Source organism: Nostoc sp. (assembly GCF_036917415.1).
Classification (GTDB): Bacteria; Cyanobacteriota; Cyanobacteriia; order Cyanobacteriales; family Nostocaceae; genus Nostoc.
This window is the reverse complement of record NZ_JBALDJ010000120.1, coordinates 24,987-43,704: the sequence shown is the minus strand read 5'-3', so window position 1 is coordinate 43,704 and position 18,718 is coordinate 24,987. Positions and strand designations below refer to the sequence as shown.

The 18,718-nt window shown below is 40.5% G+C and carries 21 protein-coding genes and 1 pseudogene; 8 read left to right on the top strand and 14 right to left on the bottom strand.

Annotation, left to right across the window (positions count from 1 at the left end):
- On the top strand, nucleotides 1–1,224 hold a 1,224-nt coding region (locus tag V7K41_RS29575; RefSeq protein WP_334854041.1), incomplete at its 5' end, for a hypothetical protein.
- 133 nt (nucleotides 1,225–1,357) lie between these two features.
- Here the strand turns inward: V7K41_RS29575 and V7K41_RS29570 are convergent.
- Nucleotides 1,358–2,248: a hypothetical protein gene (locus tag V7K41_RS29570; protein WP_334854039.1), complete on the bottom strand. Its 891-nt coding sequence runs from the start codon at nucleotides 2,246–2,248 to the stop codon at nucleotides 1,358–1,360.
- A gap of 73 nt (nucleotides 2,249–2,321) precedes the next feature.
- Nucleotides 2,322–2,498 (bottom strand): hypothetical protein, encoded by a 177-nt coding sequence (locus V7K41_RS29565; protein WP_334854038.1) that lies wholly within the window; start codon nucleotides 2,496–2,498, stop codon nucleotides 2,322–2,324.
- Nucleotides 2,499–3,108: 610 nt separating this feature from the next.
- Between V7K41_RS29565 and V7K41_RS29560 the strand changes: the two genes are divergently transcribed.
- Together V7K41_RS29560 and V7K41_RS29555 are read left to right on the top strand one after the other, a co-directional pair.
- Nucleotides 3,109–4,503 (top strand): hypothetical protein, encoded by a 1,395-nt coding sequence (locus V7K41_RS29560; protein ID WP_334854036.1) that lies wholly within the window; start codon nucleotides 3,109–3,111, stop codon nucleotides 4,501–4,503.
- A 226-nt stretch (nucleotides 4,504–4,729) separates the two neighbouring features.
- Complete coding sequence (locus V7K41_RS29555) at nucleotides 4,730–5,560, top strand: hypothetical protein (RefSeq protein WP_334854034.1); 831 nt, start codon at nucleotides 4,730–4,732, stop codon at nucleotides 5,558–5,560.
- Nucleotides 5,561–5,634: 74 nt separating this feature from the next.
- Here V7K41_RS29555 and V7K41_RS29550 read toward each other — a convergent pair whose 3' ends face one another.
- The 6 genes and pseudogenes from V7K41_RS29550 to V7K41_RS29525 all read right to left on the bottom strand — a co-directional run bounded on the left by V7K41_RS29550 (nucleotide 5,635) and on the right by V7K41_RS29525 (nucleotide 8,385).
- Nucleotides 5,635–5,820, bottom strand: a complete 186-nt coding sequence (locus tag V7K41_RS29550) for a hypothetical protein (RefSeq protein WP_334854032.1) — start codon at nucleotides 5,818–5,820, stop codon at nucleotides 5,635–5,637.
- Nucleotides 5,821–5,834: 14 nt separating this feature from the next.
- Nucleotides 5,835–6,095: pseudogene (locus V7K41_RS29545) on the bottom strand (transposase); the annotation flags it as partial.
- 95 nt (nucleotides 6,096–6,190) lie between these two features.
- Nucleotides 6,191–6,904, bottom strand: coding sequence for an IS630 family transposase (locus V7K41_RS29540; protein ID WP_334854030.1), 714 nt, complete (start codon nucleotides 6,902–6,904; stop codon nucleotides 6,191–6,193).
- A gap of 28 nt (nucleotides 6,905–6,932) precedes the next feature.
- Nucleotides 6,933–7,337, bottom strand: coding sequence for a transposase (locus V7K41_RS29535; protein WP_334854028.1), 405 nt, complete (start codon nucleotides 7,335–7,337; stop codon nucleotides 6,933–6,935).
- A 32-nt stretch (nucleotides 7,338–7,369) separates the two neighbouring features.
- Entirely contained in the window at nucleotides 7,370–7,873 is a 504-nt protein-coding gene (locus tag V7K41_RS29530; RefSeq protein ID WP_334854026.1) for a helix-turn-helix domain-containing protein, read from the bottom strand.
- 56 nt (nucleotides 7,874–7,929) lie between these two features.
- Nucleotides 7,930–8,385 (bottom strand): helix-turn-helix domain-containing protein, encoded by a 456-nt coding sequence (locus V7K41_RS29525; RefSeq protein WP_334854024.1) that lies wholly within the window; start codon nucleotides 8,383–8,385, stop codon nucleotides 7,930–7,932.
- 474 nt (nucleotides 8,386–8,859) lie between these two features.
- Between V7K41_RS29525 and V7K41_RS29520 the strand changes: the two genes are divergently transcribed.
- The gene (locus V7K41_RS29520) at nucleotides 8,860–9,624 is read left to right on the top strand and encodes an ABC transporter ATP-binding protein (protein ID WP_334854022.1); all 765 of its coding nucleotides are present in this window, start codon (nucleotides 8,860–8,862) and stop codon (nucleotides 9,622–9,624) included.
- Nucleotides 9,625–9,689: 65 nt separating this feature from the next.
- Here V7K41_RS29520 and V7K41_RS29515 read toward each other — a convergent pair whose 3' ends face one another.
- Nucleotides 9,690–10,220 (bottom strand): orange carotenoid protein N-terminal domain-containing protein, encoded by a 531-nt coding sequence (locus V7K41_RS29515; protein WP_300412130.1) that lies wholly within the window; start codon nucleotides 10,218–10,220, stop codon nucleotides 9,690–9,692.
- A 217-nt stretch (nucleotides 10,221–10,437) separates the two neighbouring features.
- Between V7K41_RS29515 and V7K41_RS29510 the strand changes: the two genes are divergently transcribed.
- On the top strand, nucleotides 10,438–10,815 hold the full coding sequence (locus V7K41_RS29510; protein ID WP_334854020.1) for a hypothetical protein: 378 nt from the start codon (nucleotides 10,438–10,440) through the stop codon (nucleotides 10,813–10,815).
- A 269-nt stretch (nucleotides 10,816–11,084) separates the two neighbouring features.
- Here V7K41_RS29510 and V7K41_RS29505 read toward each other — a convergent pair whose 3' ends face one another.
- Together V7K41_RS29505 and queG are read right to left on the bottom strand one after the other, a co-directional pair.
- On the bottom strand, nucleotides 11,085–11,720 hold the full coding sequence (locus V7K41_RS29505; protein ID WP_334854018.1) for an HAD-IA family hydrolase: 636 nt from the start codon (nucleotides 11,718–11,720) through the stop codon (nucleotides 11,085–11,087).
- Entirely contained in the window at nucleotides 11,695–12,669 is a 975-nt protein-coding gene (queG, locus tag V7K41_RS29500) for a tRNA epoxyqueuosine(34) reductase QueG (RefSeq protein ID WP_334854016.1), read from the bottom strand. The genes V7K41_RS29505 and queG overlap by 26 nt, the downstream gene beginning before the upstream one ends.
- Before the next feature lie 238 nt (nucleotides 12,670–12,907).
- On the opposite strand from queG, the gene V7K41_RS29495 reads away from it, so the two are divergent.
- Nucleotides 12,908–13,339 carry a ketosteroid isomerase family protein gene (locus tag V7K41_RS29495; RefSeq protein ID WP_334854014.1) on the top strand — a complete coding sequence of 144 codons (432 nt, stop codon included), beginning with the start codon at nucleotides 12,908–12,910 and terminating at the stop codon, nucleotides 13,337–13,339.
- Nucleotides 13,340–13,581: 242 nt separating this feature from the next.
- Here V7K41_RS29495 and V7K41_RS29490 read toward each other — a convergent pair whose 3' ends face one another.
- The 3 genes from V7K41_RS29490 to V7K41_RS29480 all read right to left on the bottom strand — a co-directional run bounded on the left by V7K41_RS29490 (nucleotide 13,582) and on the right by V7K41_RS29480 (nucleotide 16,567).
- Nucleotides 13,582–14,007, bottom strand: coding sequence for an ATP-binding protein (locus V7K41_RS29490; protein ID WP_334854013.1), 426 nt, complete (start codon nucleotides 14,005–14,007; stop codon nucleotides 13,582–13,584).
- A 3-nt stretch (nucleotides 14,008–14,010) separates the two neighbouring features.
- Complete coding sequence (locus tag V7K41_RS29485; RefSeq protein WP_334854011.1) at nucleotides 14,011–15,684, bottom strand: SpoIIE family protein phosphatase; 1,674 nt, start codon at nucleotides 15,682–15,684, stop codon at nucleotides 14,011–14,013.
- A gap of 163 nt (nucleotides 15,685–15,847) precedes the next feature.
- The gene (locus V7K41_RS29480; protein WP_334854009.1) at nucleotides 15,848–16,567 is read right to left on the bottom strand and encodes a response regulator transcription factor; all 720 of its coding nucleotides are present in this window, start codon (nucleotides 16,565–16,567) and stop codon (nucleotides 15,848–15,850) included.
- A gap of 422 nt (nucleotides 16,568–16,989) precedes the next feature.
- Between V7K41_RS29480 and V7K41_RS29475 the strand changes: the two genes are divergently transcribed.
- Nucleotides 16,990–17,745, top strand: coding sequence for a WecB/TagA/CpsF family glycosyltransferase (locus V7K41_RS29475; protein ID WP_334854007.1), 756 nt, complete (start codon nucleotides 16,990–16,992; stop codon nucleotides 17,743–17,745).
- A gap of 202 nt (nucleotides 17,746–17,947) precedes the next feature.
- On the top strand, nucleotides 17,948–18,694 hold the full coding sequence (gene ftsE, locus V7K41_RS29470; protein WP_334854005.1) for a cell division ATP-binding protein FtsE: 747 nt from the start codon (nucleotides 17,948–17,950) through the stop codon (nucleotides 18,692–18,694).
- Nucleotides 18,695–18,718: the final 24 nt, after the last annotated feature.

Here is an 18,718-nt window from a genome sequence, read left to right as displayed (position 1 = left end):
GTAGGGTTTCGGCATATGTACAGCGATCGCGCTCCCAGCAAAAGGAAAGAAACTATTTCTAGTTTATGCCCAAACCGCCTTGGCGGTTGCTATATTACCTTGAAGGCTGCTACTGATATCTCCACTGCTAACTTATTCACTAATGGCTCAGGTAAAGTCAGCATTTTTTTAGATGAAAATGCGAACCTTGAAAATCAAAACAGTGGTGATGTCACCACTGGTAGCATCAATGCAAATCAATTAGCGATTCTTAGCTCTGGAGGTGTGAACAATAAGGGTGACATCAATACCCTTGGTGGTGTAATTATTGCGGCAGACGGTGATGTTACTACTCATAGCATCAAAACACGACATGGAATAGTTGGTCTGTTTAGCAACCAAGGTGCTGTTACTACTCAAGGAAATATCATCGCCAGCAGTTACACAATTGCACCACTAGAATCACTTGTTGGCAGCTATGATTTAGGTAATATTCAAATTATTGCTCTAGGTATTGATAAAGATAAATCATTATCAAACCTTGTCACTAAAAATTTTGATGCTTTAATCGAAAGTAATATCAAAGGAACACTAGAAGCGAGTAACCCTCCTGGAATTGGCCCTGGGCCTTTCAATCCACCTGGCAATCAGCCAATACCCTATTACCTGGGCATTGAAGCGCATAATGATATTGCAGCTTTCTACAAGGATCAACATAGAAACGACAAAGTATTCGTCAACTACTATCCCATAAGTACAATCTTAAATACATTTCAAGAAAGGGGAGAGAAACCCAATATAAATGCACTGTCTGAAAAAAAACAGCAGAAAAAACTTGACATTCTAAATGTAGATAAGCATGATCTTTATGAAATCAAGTCACAAAATCAGCAGAGCCTCGCTCTTCCTGTTGCCACGGGATATGCTGCTCTTTTCAAAAAAGCAGGTATAACAATTAATTTGGGTTCGAGTATTGAGCCAGGGACTTTCGGTGTTATTCCTGCTCCTGGGGGATATTATACCTTTGCATCACCCCAAGCTGGGACTATTATTTATAAGTATAACAGAGGGACTTTTTCAAATATACCTGAAAACCAAACACAACAAAAATCAAATCCGGCAGATCCTATAACGATAATAAGCGAGATTACAGGTTTAACTGGGGCAGCGCTCTTCGCCTACTTAATTGTTTCCGAGGCGTTGCGAATTCTTGTACCACCACGTAACTTTATACCTCTTCCATGACAAAAATACAGTGTTGCATTACGAAAACCTGTTATTTTTACAAAAATTGAGTATATCTGCCATGATATTTCATACTGGACGTGGATGAATTAGAAACTTTTATAGGGTGAAAAAAATAAAATTTGGTTATGTTTTAGAAACCACGAAGGTCTTCTTCCCAGTTTACGTTTGTGCCTATCAGCTTAATGATTGCACCAAGGGTTTCCAAAAGTTTGGTAGGCTGTCCGTACAAGTTCATCAGTCGGTTACTGAGATATCGATATCGTGATGGCAAATACTTCCGGTAATGCTCGTACATCCAAAACCCTTCTTGAGTCTCGTTATTATAGTCACCAAATTTAGTCCAATATTGAAAATGTCGATTAACCATAGCTTCTTCTTCCACAGTCAACTGCAGACTTGGTACAGGAAGGTACATAAATGATGGCTGATCTGGTTCTGAACACCATTCATTGGGGATACACTGTGCAGAAGTTTGAATCTGACCTCGTTTAGAAAAATTGATGAACTCAGCACCTGGAAATCGTTTTTGAAGGTCTTTTTTACTCTGGTAGGTTAGATCAGCACAGCTCAACCAGGAAACGTGCTGTAAACCTAAGACTCCCGCAATCTTAGGCCCTATTTCTTCAACAACTAAATCGGTTGCTAGTTCTTGTAAACTAGATGCAGTAGATTCATTGATGATTGCTCGACTGAGCAAATTATCCAAAGGTGCTGCAAGTTTTTTGAACAACTGATTATCTCCTGCTTGATAGGAAAGGCAAGCTAGTTCTCTATCTTTGTCGAAGAAGTTGATCCAACAACCGTGGTCTTCAGCAAACGCATAGTGAATCAAAAGTTTAGTATTGTGCTGGACAAGTTGATCAATCGATCCACCTACCTCTTCTAGTCCCTCTAGAATAAAGGGAATGTATTTTGTTGAACTGGGAATAACCACTCCATAACGGTCTGACTGTCGAATTAAAAGCTTGACATCTTTTATATTTGAGGTTGACAGGTGATAACTGTCACTGAATTCACTCATAAATATTTTCGATTCAAAGGTTAAGCATAGTTTATGTATTTATAGCATCATAATAGCTATAAATTCATAGTACCTATCTCTCGCCCCAAAAACTGCGCGAGTCATAATCACAAACGCCAAATTCCTTGATATACTTCACTAATTCTCTGGTATGCCCCCCTTCAGAAATTCGCCCCAAATTCCCCACCAGGATAAACAGTTCTCGCGCTCTGCTGACAGCCACATTCAGTAAATTAGGTCGGCGATTCATAAACCAGAGGCTATCAGTTGATTGACATTGGCGCGTCGAGAAAATGATTACTGATTTCTGACACCTTGAAAAGTGTGAACTGTGCCAATGCTTTGTGATGGAAAGTCTGACCAACGAGATTGTAAGCGTTGAGCGTTGAGTTAGGGCATTGAATATTTCAAAACTGATATCAGCAAAAGAGTCATTTGTAATTAGCTGACTCAAGTTTTTGCGTTTCCCTGTATTTCAGCGATAAACCTGTCCAACACTTTGACTGCGCTTTTATATTGAGGAGCTGAGGGGGCAATTCTCCCCCGCCCTGTTGTGAATGATTTCAAAACGCGATCGCGCACAGCTTGATAATCTGGTCTAGTTTCTTGTCTATCTTCTGGGCTAATTTCGACTAATTCTTCTGGCGGCTGCTGTCTATGGTGATTATGGTGTAACTGCTCTAGCCAAACAGAACATTACTACCCAGGAAATTCAGTCTGCCAATGATGTAGTTCTTCTTAACTCCAGTCAGGGCGCAGTTACTGTCAATGGTGCAATTACGAGTAATAGTGATGTCTCTCTTGGGGCTTTTAAAGATGTAGTTACTCAAGGTATTACATCACTTGATGGTGCAGTTGCTTTGATTAGCAGCAGTGGTAATGTTAAAGCCCAAGGTACGATCTCTAGCGTTGATAATGTGACTCTTGGTGCTGCCAAGAATGTATTTGCTCAAGATATCACATCAGCATACGGTACAGTTGCTTTAGTAAGTAGCCAAAACAATGTCATTGCCTCTGGCGAAATTAATAGTGGTAGTCACGTAGCCATACAAGCTAATCAGAAAGTTACTACAGGTAAAATCAGTTCCGAGTGGGGCACAGTTACTTTAATTGCCAAACAGGGTACAGTTACTACACAAGGCGATATCACGACCAATAACGGTGATGTATATATCTCTTCTGTTGGCAATGTTGTTAGCCGAAATGTCATTTCAAACGGTGGAGCCATTACTATCGTCAGCTCCTCTGGAGGAGTTAGAACTGGGTATCTCCGGTCTGACGGCAATCTCACTGGTGGCAAAATTTACGTACAAGCTGATGGCTTGGTTAGAGTTACTGGTTCTGTCTCCATTAACGATGCTAAGTACAGCATCTACACTGGTGTCAATCAAGAAGGTTGGGTCAACATTGCCTACGAAAGCGGCACTCTTAAATCCAATAAGTCTACTAATTTCAGTATAGGAAATTCAAGGACTAACGGTACTGCTGCTGACATATATGGATCTTATATCTCAGAAGGCGATAAGTCACCTATCACAGATTTTGGAGCTATAATTCTGCGACTACTGTACGAAATTTTTGAAGGAAACGATAATCAACCTACAAAAAATCCATCACATATAGCTGATACAAATCCGATTACAAACAAGCCTTACAGTAATGATAAAGAACGTGAGCTAGTTGAGCAGCTAACCGAAGCACAGCGAAGAAAGTTGATTACGCTTATCAATGACCGAAACAATTCGGAGAGAATAACACAACAAGAAGTTTTCACTAAAGGTAAAGTAGAAACTGACGATGGATGCTTTAATCTTGAATTAGATAGGCATTTAGGTGGTTATAAACCACATGATGACTTTGCAGAATGGGTTACGGGTGCTAAAGGTGATTACCTTGTAATAGCAAATAATTCACTAGCGTCTTATTCTTTTTACGACGGCGAAGTTAAAGATAAAGGAAAAATTCATACACAAGAATCAGTACCTTTAAAAGCCCTAGCGGAAGTTAAAACATCTCAGCTTTTCTTAATCAAAGCAGCAAATGGTCAACAACTAAGTCCTAGAGAACAGTATAATAAAAAACTACTAGAACGAGAACTCTATTACAGAGATTTGGTAGCAAAATTGTGTGGACGTACATTTTTCCTTGCTTTTGATAATCAAAACGTTGCTATAGCCGCTGAGAGCTTGTACGCAACCAAGTATCCGAATTTCGATATTTATTATATAAAACCTGGTTCCCCTGCGGATCTATAATGCTCTTAATATCCGAATGTAGTCATTGCACTGTAAATCTAGTTCTATAAATAGAACATTAGAGTCACAGGAAGTCACTTCCTAATTGAAGCTTGCTGCCATCTCCTTTGAAAACTACCGCATTCCTTCCCTAGCTATTCCAACACAGACAATGCCAAGTTTTAAATTAAGCATAAGCTAGTAATGCGTGCGACCTTAATAACTTTAACGATTTAGGAGGTTGTCATTGTTTATCGAGTTCCGAAATTACACTACTTGTATCCAGTCAAATAATTTAGATTCAATCGAACTGGCTATAAGCCGTATCTTTGAGCTTGAAGGTTGCCGTCGCATTTCCCAACTACCTCAAACCTTATCAAATGAGGAATTGCGCCAAACTCCCTGGCTGCTATTACCCGACCTATGGATTGTCGGACTATTCGTTAGCACTCCGGGATGGACTATAGTGAAAACCGAACCGAATGAACTACTATGCCGTCGAGCTAGGGGTGCTTCTCGCCCTCGGCTATCAGAACTAGCTATGCAAATTGGTTGCAATGCTTTTCACTTCGGCGCATACGGTCACAATGGTATCCTTCTGGAAGCAGATGCTATGGGTCAGACGTTTATTTCTGGTAGCGTTGACCGTATAGAAGAAGAAGAAAACCAGTTTTATGACGAACAGATTAATGCAAATGGGTACTCACAATTCTTCTTACTAGATGTGCCAGAGGAAATACAGGCAGTTGTGAAAGCACCTTCCCCTGAACAGCAACAGGAGAAAGAAAGAAGGTTGTCAGAATTAGATATGTTGATAGGAACCGAGGAGGAGCCATTTGATGCCCAGTCAGAAATCGGAGAATTACTCAAGGGCCATTCTTGGCGAATAGATGAAGCTTTAGAGCCTCTGCTGGGGGGTTCCCCCTCTTATTGGCATCTCTGGAAGAATAATTTGTTTTATCTAGCTTACACCCAGCAACAGCAACTTGCTGCGGACGGGGCACGGTTGCTGTATTTCCAACCTGCCGAACATTATCGGCAACTTGATCCTCTGTACGAAATTGAAGTATATTATTAAGATTTCTGTGCTTGTTAGTTTGCAAATAGCCTCTCGCGCTCTGCTAACAGCAACACCCTCGTAATACCAATTCTCTAAGAAGCTGCATAGAATAAAGCTTCATGAAATAGAGCTTCGAGGATGAAATCATAACTAGTCAAAGACGAGATCAATTCAGAAGACATTTGAGCCAATTCCAATTGAACCCGGTAACGCAGCTGCTGCAAAGAAGAAAAATTTTCACCCTTCCATTGACGTTTAATACCAAATCCGGTTTCCATAAACCCCTAATAAATTAAATGACATTTAGCCAATGATAATTAGTTAGATTTCTAATTTCTTCTTTCATTTCACTGAGAATATTACAACGCTTTACTAAGACTTGTTCCATTTCATCAATTGTTTCAAAATATTCATTCACTAAAGGTTCATCTACTAAAGTCCATAGTCTTTCGGCAGGTTGCAATTCTGGGGAGTAAGGTGGTAAATAGTCTACTATTATTCCTTCATGAGTTTTTACTTTTTTACTTCGATGCCAGCCCGCATTATCTTCTACTAAGAAGACCTTTTTTTTTCAGAAATTGCAGCATCAATTGCAAAGCTTTCATCGACCAGATTTAACCATAAGGTATTGACTCTAGGAATTAAATATCATAAAGTTTCTCCAGTCTGAGGTTTCACAAATCCATAAACATACAACCATTCATAACGATGACTAACTATCGCCCTTGGTCTTTCCCCAATTTTTGCCCAAACTTTTCTTAAAATTGGTTTTAATCCGACTCGGTGCTCATCAAAAAACCATACATCAATCTCAGATTCTGGATATTGTTCTTGTAAGGTTTTAATCAATAGTTGAAACGTTTGAATAAATTCTGCTTGTTCTAAGGGATTTCCTTTTTTATGTTTGGGTCTGGGACTCTGACATGAATATCTCAGCTTTTTTAAGTAATCCCATCCCCTTTGATTCCAAACTTTTTCTAAACTATTTTCTTTTTCTATCCAACAAGCTACTTTTGGTCCAGTCCAGATACCCCCATCTGCCGGCCTCGATTCTAATTCTTTCCCTAATTTTTCTAGTTGTTCGTCACTTAAGAGGGATTTCTTCCCTCTTTTTGACCCATGATGTTGATTTTTAAGATTTTTGACTCCTTCTGCTCCTAATTCGTTATACTTTTTGAGGATTTTTTTAGCATAATCATAATTTATGCCTACGGCGATCGCACTATTTTTGAGAGTCCAATTCAAAGAGACTTTCCAAAGTAAATGCCATCGTCTTGATTCCACAGTATCTTGACTTTTGAGATACTTCTGCTTTAGTTCATCTGAATTAAAGTGGTTGGCTAAGTACGCTTTTTTAGGCATCTCATCTTTTGAGGTTATTTTTCCTTGATTATAAGTGGTTTATGATAACCGGATTTGGTATAATATGCTGCCACAATCGTTCAATAGGATTCAGTTGAGGGCTATGAGCAGGCTGAAATATTGGGATAAGATTATCAGGCCAGATTAACGCTAACGCTTGATGGGCAGAAGCCTGATCCATTTGAATCAGTGCCATATCGTTGCCCAGTTCTAATGAGAGGGCATCTAAAAACTTCTGAAAAGTTTCACCATTGAGATGATCATACTCCTGATAAAACTGCCAACCGGCAAATGGCTCAACTACTCCATATAGCCAGAATGCTTCACGTGGCCATTGTACTGATACTGTCGGTTTCACACCACGAGCCGTGATTACTCGCCCTGTTTCGGTTTTCAGACCAATTCGAGTTTCATCTTGGCATAAGTAACGCAATCGCTTACCGTTACCCAGCAAGTTTTCTAGAGCTAGTAAGGCAAAGGGAATGTTTTTTTAAACAGGCTCACTACCTGTTCATCCTGTTCCTTACTTACTGGTCGAGGCACTTTTAGTGTCGCCTTGAGTTCATAGCGTACCCAACGGTAAACCGTTTTATATTTGACTTGCATATTAAATTCCTTCTCTAGCCATTCAACGATCTGCCCATAGCTGCTAAATCCCTGCGGACATTGCAGTTTCTCCTTGAGCCGAGACAAGACCTCTCCTTGAATCTTTGGCATTGCTCCAGGTGCGACGTTGACCTCCAGTAACTTTGCCAATCCCCCTTGTCGATACTTTTGCAACCACCGTGTGACGGTTGAGCCATCTCTACCCAATATGCGGCTCAATTCCTTATGCTGTGTAACTTGTCCTGTTTTTAGCCACCAAATCATTTGTAAGCGTTCTTTCTCGATCGCAGTGCGAGCATTTTTCAGGCTTTTGGACAAATACTCTGTACTCTCGCTTATTTCTAGATTTAAGGGGCGTACCATCGTTTACCTCTAGCCTTGATTCTTTCCTGCTCTCTATTTTACGGTTCTATGCAGCCTCACATAGAATTGGTATGAGGTCGAGGTATTTTGAGTTTCGCCTGGAGTTGATAGTGTACCAAACGATATACCGTCTGATATTTGACTTCTAAATCAAATTCCTGCTTGAGCCACTCTACAATTTCCCCATAGCTGCTGAACCCTTCGGAACATTTGAGTTTCTCCTCCAACTGCGATCGCACTTCTCCTTGAATCTTCGGAGTTGCTCCAGGAGAAGCTTTGACCTCTAATAGTTTCGCTAATCCCCCTTGTCGATACTTTTGCAACCATCGTGTTACCGTTGAGCCATCTCTGCCCAACATGCGGCTTAGTTCCTGATGCTGTGTTGCTTGTCCTGTTTTTATCCACCACAGCATTTGCAACCGTTCTTTCTCAAAAGCAGTCCGAGCCTTCTTGAGACTTTTAGACAAATATTCAGCGCTCTCACTGATTTCTAAGTTAAAAGGGCGTCCCATTACTTGCCAAGCAGTGTTTAATTTTTACTATCACACTATTCTATAGTTCTATGCATCCTCATATAGAATTGGTATAACTCACCAAAAATTAGAATGCTTAGGCGTAGCCCAACCCAAGCATTGCCTATAATGCTGCTTTGGAAGTTTATACCTGCATTGCTTTTCTTTACAACCATGCCCAAACTTTATTGGCATAGGTTGGCTGATAACTAAGCGTATTATCCTAGAGATAAGAAGTAAATAGAGAAATGATGGAAATTTTGTAAAGATGCAATTATAGCAGTTTGCAGTTGAGTCTAATACAGAATTAATCCCTTCCCTTGTAGAGAAGAAGAGAAGATTCAAAACCTTTCTCCTTTTAAGAGAGAGGTTTGGAGTGAGGTCAAAATATATTGCATACAAACGAGTATAGACGCAAAGCGGCTTGTCTTAAAACATCGCTATAATTGCATTACCAACTAATAATAAATTCTTATGGCAAACACTATTTCAATTACCGATTCTCTAGTTCCTAATCCTGTCCCGAAATTAACAATTATTCGTTTGGAGGATATCTTTAAAATATATGGCAGTGGCGAAACTGAAGTCAAAGCACTTAACAATGTGAATTTGACTATTCACGAAGGCGAATATTGTTCAATTATGGGGCCATCTGGTTCAGGTAAATCCACAGCTATGAATATTATTGGCTGTCTAGACCGACCCACAGGCGGACATTATTACTTAGATAATATTGATGTGGCGCAAATGGATGATAAATCTTTAGCACATATCCGTAATAAAAAGCTGGGTTTTGTCTTCCAACAATTTCATTTATTACCCCAACTTACAGCATTAGAAAATGTGATGCTACCAATGGTTTATGCTAGTGTGAGTCCGAAAGAAAGAAGCGATCGCGCAACAGAAGCCTTGACGCGAGTAGGTTTAGCAAATCGCCTCAACAACAAACCAACTCAACTATCTGGTGGACAACAACAAAGAGTAGCGATCGCCCGCGCGATCGTCAATCGTCCCGTAGTACTCCTCGCCGATGAACCCACAGGCGCACTTGATTCGCGTACAACCCAAGAAGTCTTAGATATTTTTGGCGAACTTAATGCCAGTGGAATTACAGTTGTGATGGTAACTCATGAACCAGAAGTCGCTCGTCAAACTCATCGCATCGTTTGGTTCCGTGATGGTCAAGTAGTCCATTCCAACCTCACCCCAGCCGACTTGAGTCAGTTAGCTGTCTCGTAGGTTCTTCAAGTCCGCCTACGCGGACTTTAGTTTGTGTAGCCACGACTTCTAGTCGCCAAGACTGATTACAAACTTGACGTTTTCCCAGTTTCAGCTTGCGTTGCGATCGGCTTGACATCGGTGTAACCCAATTCACCAGATATTGTGCGGAACACCGAAATTTGCTCTTCAAATTCTAATCCTTCAATTTGCGAAAGCAAATCATTAATTTCTTTAGTTGGCTGGTAGGTGCTTGGTAAATCAACCACCGTATCTCCCATAGCTACCGCCCAAGCATACCAAACCAACAGTTGATTGTTTTCTTTTATTGCCCCATAAGCACGGGAATGCTCTGTATCTTTGCGGTTGACTATATCTCGCATAATTGCCAGTTGCTCCTCATCTGACAATTTAAAATAGTCTTCTGATAAAATTGGTGATAGTTCTGGTTCAGCAGCAGCTGGAGCGGCTGGAGTCACAGAGTCACCCATTTTTTTATAAACCAAATAGAACCAGGCTAATTTTGCATCGGTGTCTAAGGCGTTAAACGCATCTACCAAGTTTTGAGTTTCATTGCTCTGGGCTTGAGAAATATTTTTATCGTAACTTGCAGTCATAAATTTGTTTCCAAAGAAATTTTACAGGCCAAACTAAGGCTTACCAAAATTTAAGCATCAGATTCTACTACCCATAGAAAGAGTTAAATTAATTGAAAATTGCAGCTTTAATCTACCTTTTAATAGAGGTAAAAATCTCCCCCAGGAAGCAATAAAGCAGCACATTACTTTGCTACAATTGATTGCAGCAATAAAAAATTTACCTAAGGTTTTAATTATGCCTGATGAAGAAGTGAAGCCCAATTTAAACGAAGCTTCCACCCAGGATGCCCAATTAGCTGCCGATAGCATAGCTAGTGGTGAAGAAAAAGCGCCAACGGTGGATTTTGATGCTGATTATGCAGCTGCACAACAATTCAGTGTGAGTGAAGTTGACCGCACAGGTAAAGGTGCAGCATCAGCTGAAGCAGCCACTGCACCTAACCAGAAAACCTCTCAGCCACAAAAGACAAAAACTCAAACTCAGTCAACTGGTAATCCTAATGATTTTCTAGAGTCAGCAAAGGAAGTTGGGAATTCTCCGGCTGAGGGTGTAGATAATGTTAGTGATGATTTAGTAAAAGAAGCTTTGGAAAAGGGTGAACGGAAAAATTAGTTTTTCGTAATATCTTGCTATTTTGTAAGATCGTGTCCGGTTAATTAGTTATAATTCCCGTAATCTATGCAGAAACCGGAAAACCCTCTTTCCCCCTGCTCCCTGCCCCCTGCGGTCTTAGTGATAAGTCTTTCACCGGACATGATATAAGATGGGCAATGTCACAAAATAAGAGAATTGAAATTATCGGCATTGGTAGATATTGCCCACTCTATTGTTTGCTCAATCGTCAATTGTTAAAATTATCACTATCGACTTTTGACTATTAATTAACGACTATTCATAACTTCTAGTAGTTCGCTAGGTTGTTGAATTAAATAATCTGGATTTTGCTTGGCTAGTACTTCCGGTGAGTTAAAGCCCCAAGTGACTGCAATCACTTGGATATTTGCTTTTTTTGATGCTTCTATATCTCTGGTTTCATCTCCAACATAAATAACTTCTTGAGGTTTGAGTTGCTTTTGCCTCAAGACATTATTTATAATAGTTGTTTTGCCAAAAATTGTAATTCCTGAGTAGATAAAATCAAATAGGTGATTTAAATCATTGATTGTGAGAAATTGTGTAACGTTTTCTTTAGAATTAGAAGTGATAATACCCAGTTTATATCCTTGATTTTGGAGTTCTGTTAATGCTTCCTTAATTCCCGGAATTGGCTTTAATTCTGGGATTTTGTTTTTTAATTCCCCTTTAACTTTCTTAACTAGAAAAGGTATTTTAAATAAAGAAACTCCTGAGTACTTAATGATTTCCCTAGATGTTAAGTTCTTGAGGAAGGCTAATTGTTCTGGGCTTATTTGTCTATAACCAAAGTCTCCAGCTAAACGATTAGCAATACTTACAAGGGCATCTACTGTATCAGCAATTGTGCCATCAAAATCAAAAATAATTACTTTCTGGGTCATTCTTGTGCCTGGATGCGTCAAGATTAGCTAGGGCGTTGCGTCGTAACATTTCTGGCTTAATCCGCCGCAAGGCAGATGCTGGAAATCGTTTATTCCACTCCCGATCTGAGATTTGGGCTAATTCTAACAGGTGGGGAGCAATATTCCCAGGATAAGGCTGAAACTCTGCAATATCAGTTGTTTGGGCAAAACGTTGATTCCAAGGACAAACATCTTGGCAAATATCGCAACCAGCAACCCAGCCTTGCAAATGAGGTGCGATCGCCTCTGGCAATTCTTTGTCCCGATTTTCAATTGTATGATAAGCAATGCAACGATTAGCATCGACAACAAAAGGCTGAGTAATTGCACCTGTGGGACAAGCCTGAAGACAACGAGTACAGCTACCGCAGTGTTCTGTGTGTGGGCGATCGCTCTCTAATTCTAAATTAGTCAACACTTCTCCCAAAAATACCCAAGAGCCATATTCCCGTGTAATCACATTACCATTCTTGGCAATCCAACCAATTCCGGCAAGTTGAGCCAACACTTTATCTTGCACTGGGCCAGTATCTGCATAATAAAGAGCTAATACGCTTGCATCAAGTGATTTTAGCCATATAGATAGCTGCTTGAGTTTTCTATGCATTATCTTGTGATAATCCCTTCCCCAACCATAACGGGAAATTTTGGCGTATTCCTCACTTTCAGGACGTTGATGTGGTGTGTAGTAATTCAGGGCTACACACACTAGCGATCGCACCTCTGGCATCACAAAGCGGATATCCTGACGCTTTGGATTAGCCATCCATTTCATCTCAGCGTGATAACCCAGTTCAATCCATGCTTGCAACCTCTGCGCTTCTGTGGCATTTACCCGATCTACAGCAGTAATTCCAACTTTGTGAAAGCCCAACTCGCTGGCTTTTTCTTTCACCAGACTGCTGCTCGTTACGGAATACTGATTCATTTTTTTATTTGAATTCTGCCTAAATAAAGGCGCTCCAATTGTACATTATGTAGCTAATATCTTTAATTAAGATTTGTTAATTAACCGATATATAGCCTGTCTTAAGTTGCGTAGCAGCTCAAGACTTCCATCGTCAGGAAGATTTATTAATATGTAGCAATCTATCTCAACAGCAGCTTTTTTTTTACTTATTTTTGTATTGAAATTAATATTCAGACACCATAATACAGGTAATTTTATGACCTCTGCTGAATTTATATCGCCAGCGCAGTTTAAAGAAGAATTCCAGATTGAGGGAATTACAGAACCAAGCGTACTGGGTTATTTTGAAACCTTAAATGCAGGAGAATTTGAGGCAACTGCTGCCTTGTTTGCGATAGATGGTGTGATGCGTCCGCCATTTGAATCTGATATTGTGGGGACAGATGCGATCGCAGCCTACTTAAAACAAGAAGGTCAAAACATCAAAGCTTACCCAAACACCGGAATAGCCGAGACTTTAGAAAATGGTGATATCCAAGTCCAGGTAACAGGCAAAGCACAAACTTCGTGGTGTAGTGTCAATGTATTGTGGCTATTTATCCTCAACCAACAACGGCAAATTCTGTATACTAGAATCAAACTTTTAGCTTCCCCCAAAGAGTTACTTTCTTTACGTCGTGAAAAGTAAGTAGCAAATAACTGCAAAGGGCAAAGTTTTAAACCAATATTTATCACCGAATCACACAGGATTCATGCCTTTTTACTGACTTCTGAGTTCTGAGTTCTTCCTCATAAATAGCATGACTTGAAAAATAGTAATACCAATTTAAAAAAAGAATGCGACAGATACATACTCCCAAACCTTTGTTATGTCTAGCTTTCTTAATTTTGAATTTTGAATTTTGAATTTTGAATTGGTATAACTTTTGTCTATTGGGCTAATTCGGGTAAAGTAGCTTCTAACTTCAGACAGTTGGCACCATTCACTTGCAACTTGTAATCTACTTTATCCATGAGACGATTCATAATCAGCCAACCATAACCACCTTCTTGCTTTTCCATCGGATTTGGAGCGTAGTAGTTAGACATATCAAAGCCTTCGCCGTAGTCCCAAATTTCTAGGGCAAAATCCCGGTCTTTCACTTCTAAACGTAGTAATATGGGTAAATTTGGTTGATCCTTGTGGGCATGACGGACTGCATTAGAGTAGGCTTCCACTAAAGCCAGTCTCAAACGACTTGATTGCCGCGACCAATCTACAGATTCCCCTAGCTGAATTTTCAAACATCCCAACAACCAGTTTTCAACAATATTCAGAAAATTCAAGTCGCTTGGTACATGAAGCTCACTTTTCATGACTTACAAAATCTCCAGTGAAAGTATAGTTTGATCGTCTTCTTGAACGTGATTATCTGCCTGGATGCGAGCTAGTAAATGGTTAAGAGAAAGTGGTTGTTGCTCTTGTTGTAAGAGTTGCCAAAGACCATCTTGATTCAGCATCGAACGGTTCACTGGCTCAACCCCAGCCTCAGTTTTTACTGTTGAATCATGATTACTTGATACCATTGCTTCTGTAATTCCATCACTGGCTAGTAACAATGTGTCTCCAGCAGCGAGAACCAATCGACCAGACTGTGCCTGCCACTTAGGCAAAATCCCCAAAGGAACGCTGCGAACTTTCAGGTAATTGGGATTTTCGGCTAAAGCACCTTGGCGTGACCATAATATTGGGTAAATATGACCGGCATTAGTGTAGACCAGTTCCTTAGTGCTAGGGGTATAACAAGCTAACACAAGAGTGACAAAATAATTGTTGCTAATCAAATCTTCACTGAGAGCGTGGTTGAGATTTTGCATGACCACATTCGGCTCTGCTGGTGTCTCTTGAGATAATTCTCGGCGCAAAACTGAAATAATACTAGCCATAAATAAAGCTGCTGGGACGCCCTTGCCAGAAACATCACCCACTGCCAACCACAAATCGCCTTTGGGATGGACAAAAACTTCAAAAAAATCGCCTCCTACTTCTCGCGCCGGATAGCAGCAAGCTTGTACCTTCACACCTTTGATGTCAGGTAAACTTTGGCGTAGCAGGTTGTATTGAATTTGGCGAGCCACCTCTAACTCAGTGTGAATCTGCTGTTGCTTTTCTTGGAGGCGTTGGTAGAGTTTTGCTTGCGAGAGGGCTAAGGCTGCTTGTTCGGCAACACCTGCAATTAGTTGGATGTCTTCGTCTTCCCAAGGGCGATCGCGTCCCCATTGGTGCAGGGTTAGCACAGCCAACAGATGCTGATGGTAGCTAAGTGGCACAACTAGGTGATGACCAGGATTACCGTTATATATATCTTGAGCAAGTTGATAATGACGGGTTTCCAGCACCTTTTGTATTAAAACACTTGAGTCGAAGAAGCAATCTAATAGATCAGATTTCGGATCGCGGTAGAAAAACTCGTCTTGTGTAAGGCGATCGCCCTCTACTGGTTTGAGCAAGCAACTGGTAGCTTCAAATGTTTCTCCAATAGTTGCGACAATCTTTTGCAGCATACTATCGTAGTCTAAAGATTCCCGAATTGCTGTTGTTACCGCATTAAACAAAGATTCTCGCCGTAGGGCCCGACGTAACTCTTGGGTGCGCTTCTTTACTAGACGATATGTATCAGTGGCTTGCTCAACTAAGCCTCTGAGCCGTTCTGGATTCCAGGGTTTGGTAATGTACTTGAATACCTGACCGGAGTTAATCGCATCTACCAAATCTTCGACATCAGTAAAACCAGTTAACAAAATCCGAATCGTGTCTGGAAAGCGTTCTACAGTGCGACTAAAAAATTCAGTCCCATTCATTTCTGGCATTCTTTGGTCAGAAATAATTACCGCCATTTCGCCAAATTGATCCAATATCTCCAGAGCACCAAAGGCATGATTGGCTTTATATACTTGAAAATCTCGCCTAAAAGTGCGGTAGAGTAAATCTAGGTTATCTGGCTCATCATCTACCACCATGAGTTTAAGTTTGTCCGTACCAATCTCAGCCATATTTGACTTTTGTTTTTATATATTTGAATGGCGAGATAATATGATGTTTATCCCACCTAATAAATAAGAGAAAATCAGAGAAGCCATTCACTTTGAAAATATAACTTTTCAAAGTTGTGAGTTTCCCTTGATTATCCTCAATCGATCCACACCAAAATTAAATTTATCCAACTAACCCAGAACGCAAGGCGCGGACTGCTGCTTGGGTACGGTCATCGGCACATAGCTTATTCAAAATATTGCGAACGTGAGTTTTAACAGTGCCAACTGTGATGTAAAGTCTTTCCGCAATTACTGCATTACTACAACCTTCGACAATCAACTGTAACACTTCCAATTCCCTTTCTGTCAGGGTGTAAGGTGGAATTTCTGACAAATTCTCAAAAGAATCTGGGTTAGGAGCAATAGTCTTAGAATCGACCAAAGCCGATTCCAACTTTTGAGGATTTTGTTGCGCTTGTTGTAATACAATCCGAGCGATCGCTGGATCGATCCAGGCGTTGCCATTGTAAGTTACTCGTACTGCTTCCAGCAAATTATCGAATTTGATATCTTTCATACAGTAAGAGTCTGCACCAGCAGCAAAAGCTGCCAACACCGCTTCTTTGTTATCCCGCAGCGTCAAAATTAACACCTTTGTGAGTAGCTGCTGTGCATTAGTAGTAGATTTTACCTCCCGTGTTAACTCAATGCCATCCTTATCTGGTAAACCAATATCTACAATGGCAATATCTGGTTGTAGCATTTTTAACATTTTTAGACCCTCAACAGCATTAGCAGCTTCACCTACAACTTCAATTTCATCTTTTTGCTGTAGTGCTGTGCGAATACCCACACGAGTTAGGTCATGATCTTCAATCAGAGCGATACGAATTTTACTCATAGCCAACTTCAGCCCGTTACACTATAACCATAAAGTCGAGTTTCGTGACATATTCCCACACTAACTGCAAGCAGTATAGTGGAGCTTCTATTCCCGGAACCAGAGTTGCGAGTTGAGCGTTTTATACTAAGTGAATACGACACTGTAACAATAAAAGTTGGACTGGTTCAGCCCAAGTACAAGCGCCCAAGATTAATAGACATAGGAGTGAAATTAATTATGTATTACTTAAAACCCTTGTATATACTTAGGAGTGCTACGTATATACATTCTTGTTCACTCTTATGTCTATTTAGTTTAATTATGCTTTCTCTCGTTGCCGGGCATAAGGGAATCTCTTTTGCCTAAGTTCTAATATAAAAAAATTTGATAAACTTAACATTCATGCAAAATCTGGTGTGAGTATTACTTAAGAATAGGCTATGTCTAACGGCAATCAAGCATTTTCAGTGTTGGGAATACCAGTTCATGTGATGGCTGACTATCCAGGCTGGTTGTTAGAATGCCTGCACACAGGCAGAGGAACTCATGTAGTAACGCTCAATGCAGAAATGACTATGCAGGCAGAGCGAAATCAATTATTAGCTCAGGTGATTAGAAATGCTGAACTCGTGATTCCAGATGGAGCCGGGGTTGTTTTGTATTTACGGTGGCTGTTATGGCAAAAAGTGCAACGTTTTCCAGGGATTGAATTAGCAGAAAAACTTTTGCAAGCCCTTGGGCAACAAAAGACAGGGACAAAGATATTTTTCTATGGAGGAGCGCCCGGAGTGGCTGCAAAAACGGCAGATTTTTGGCAGCAGCAAATTCCAGATTTGAATATAGTCGGCACTCACTCAGGCTACCATTCTCCAGAAGAAGAAGCACAATTGCGACAAACTCTTGCTCAATTGCAGCCACAAGTGATTTTTGTCGGTTTGGGGGTGCCACGTCAAGAGTTATGGATTGCCGAAAACCGCCATTTGTGTCCCCAAGCAATTTGGATTGGTGTTGGTGGCAGTTTTGATATTTGGTCGGGAACTAAAACTCGCGCTCCCGCCTGGTTAGGAAATAATAATTTGGAATGGTTGTATCGCCTTTATCAAGAACCTTGGCGCTGGCGACGGATGTTGGCTTTGCCAGCATTTGCGGTGAAAGCGTTTGTTTATCGTTTGACAGCAAGGGGTGCAATTAGTTAAGAGTGCTGAGTGCTCAGTGCTGAGTTCAGAGTTCTGAATTCCGAGTGTTATTACTTGGTTAGTATTAAAATATTGAAAAAATTTTAAATTTTCTTTGTTAAATTTTAAATTCTCAGGCAAAACCTGGGAATCCTTATTTTGGGGAGAATGTCACATCTAAGCAGTCAAAATGTTTGGTTGTGGGTATGAGGAAAATTTAACAATGCCAGTATTAACAACTCAAGTTAAGAAAGACTTTTCCGTTCATGGAGAGGACAGTAAAACTCAACAGCACGGTAGCAATACTACTACAAAGGTACAATTGCAATCTGTAACCAAGACTTATGCTAACGGCACTCACGCCTTATTGAATGCAAACCTTGAGGTAAAAAAGGGAGAATTTCTGTTTATCACGGGGCCAAGTGGTTCTGGTAAATCAACGCTCTTGAAACTGCTGTATGGCCAGGAGTTGCCTACACAGGGAAAAGTGGTTGTTGATGAATGTAATGTAGCGGATTTGCGGGGCGATCGCTTGTCATTATTGCGGCGACGGATTGGTATTGTGTTTCAAGACTATAAACTCATTACCCAACGAACAGTAGCAGAAAATGTCACTTTTGTGCTGCAAGCTCAAGGGTATACCCGTAAAGAAATTCAACGACGTTTAGAACCAACCTTAAAGCTGGTAGGTTTGCTGAGTAAAGCTGACTGTTTTCCAGATCAACTGTCTGGAGGAGAACAGCAACGGGTGAGTATTGCCCGTGCGATCGTTGGTACACCACCCTTGTTGTTGGCAGATGAGCCGACTGGAAATCTCGATCCAGATAATTCCTGGCAAGTGATCCAGATTCTCCAGAAGTTAAATTCTTTTGGAGCTACGGTAATTGTCACCACCCACGATGAACAATTGGTACGGCGGTGCAATCATCCAGTAGTGCAAGTTCGTAATGGAAGGTTGTCTCAAAAATAGTTATTAGTCATTAGTCATTAGTCA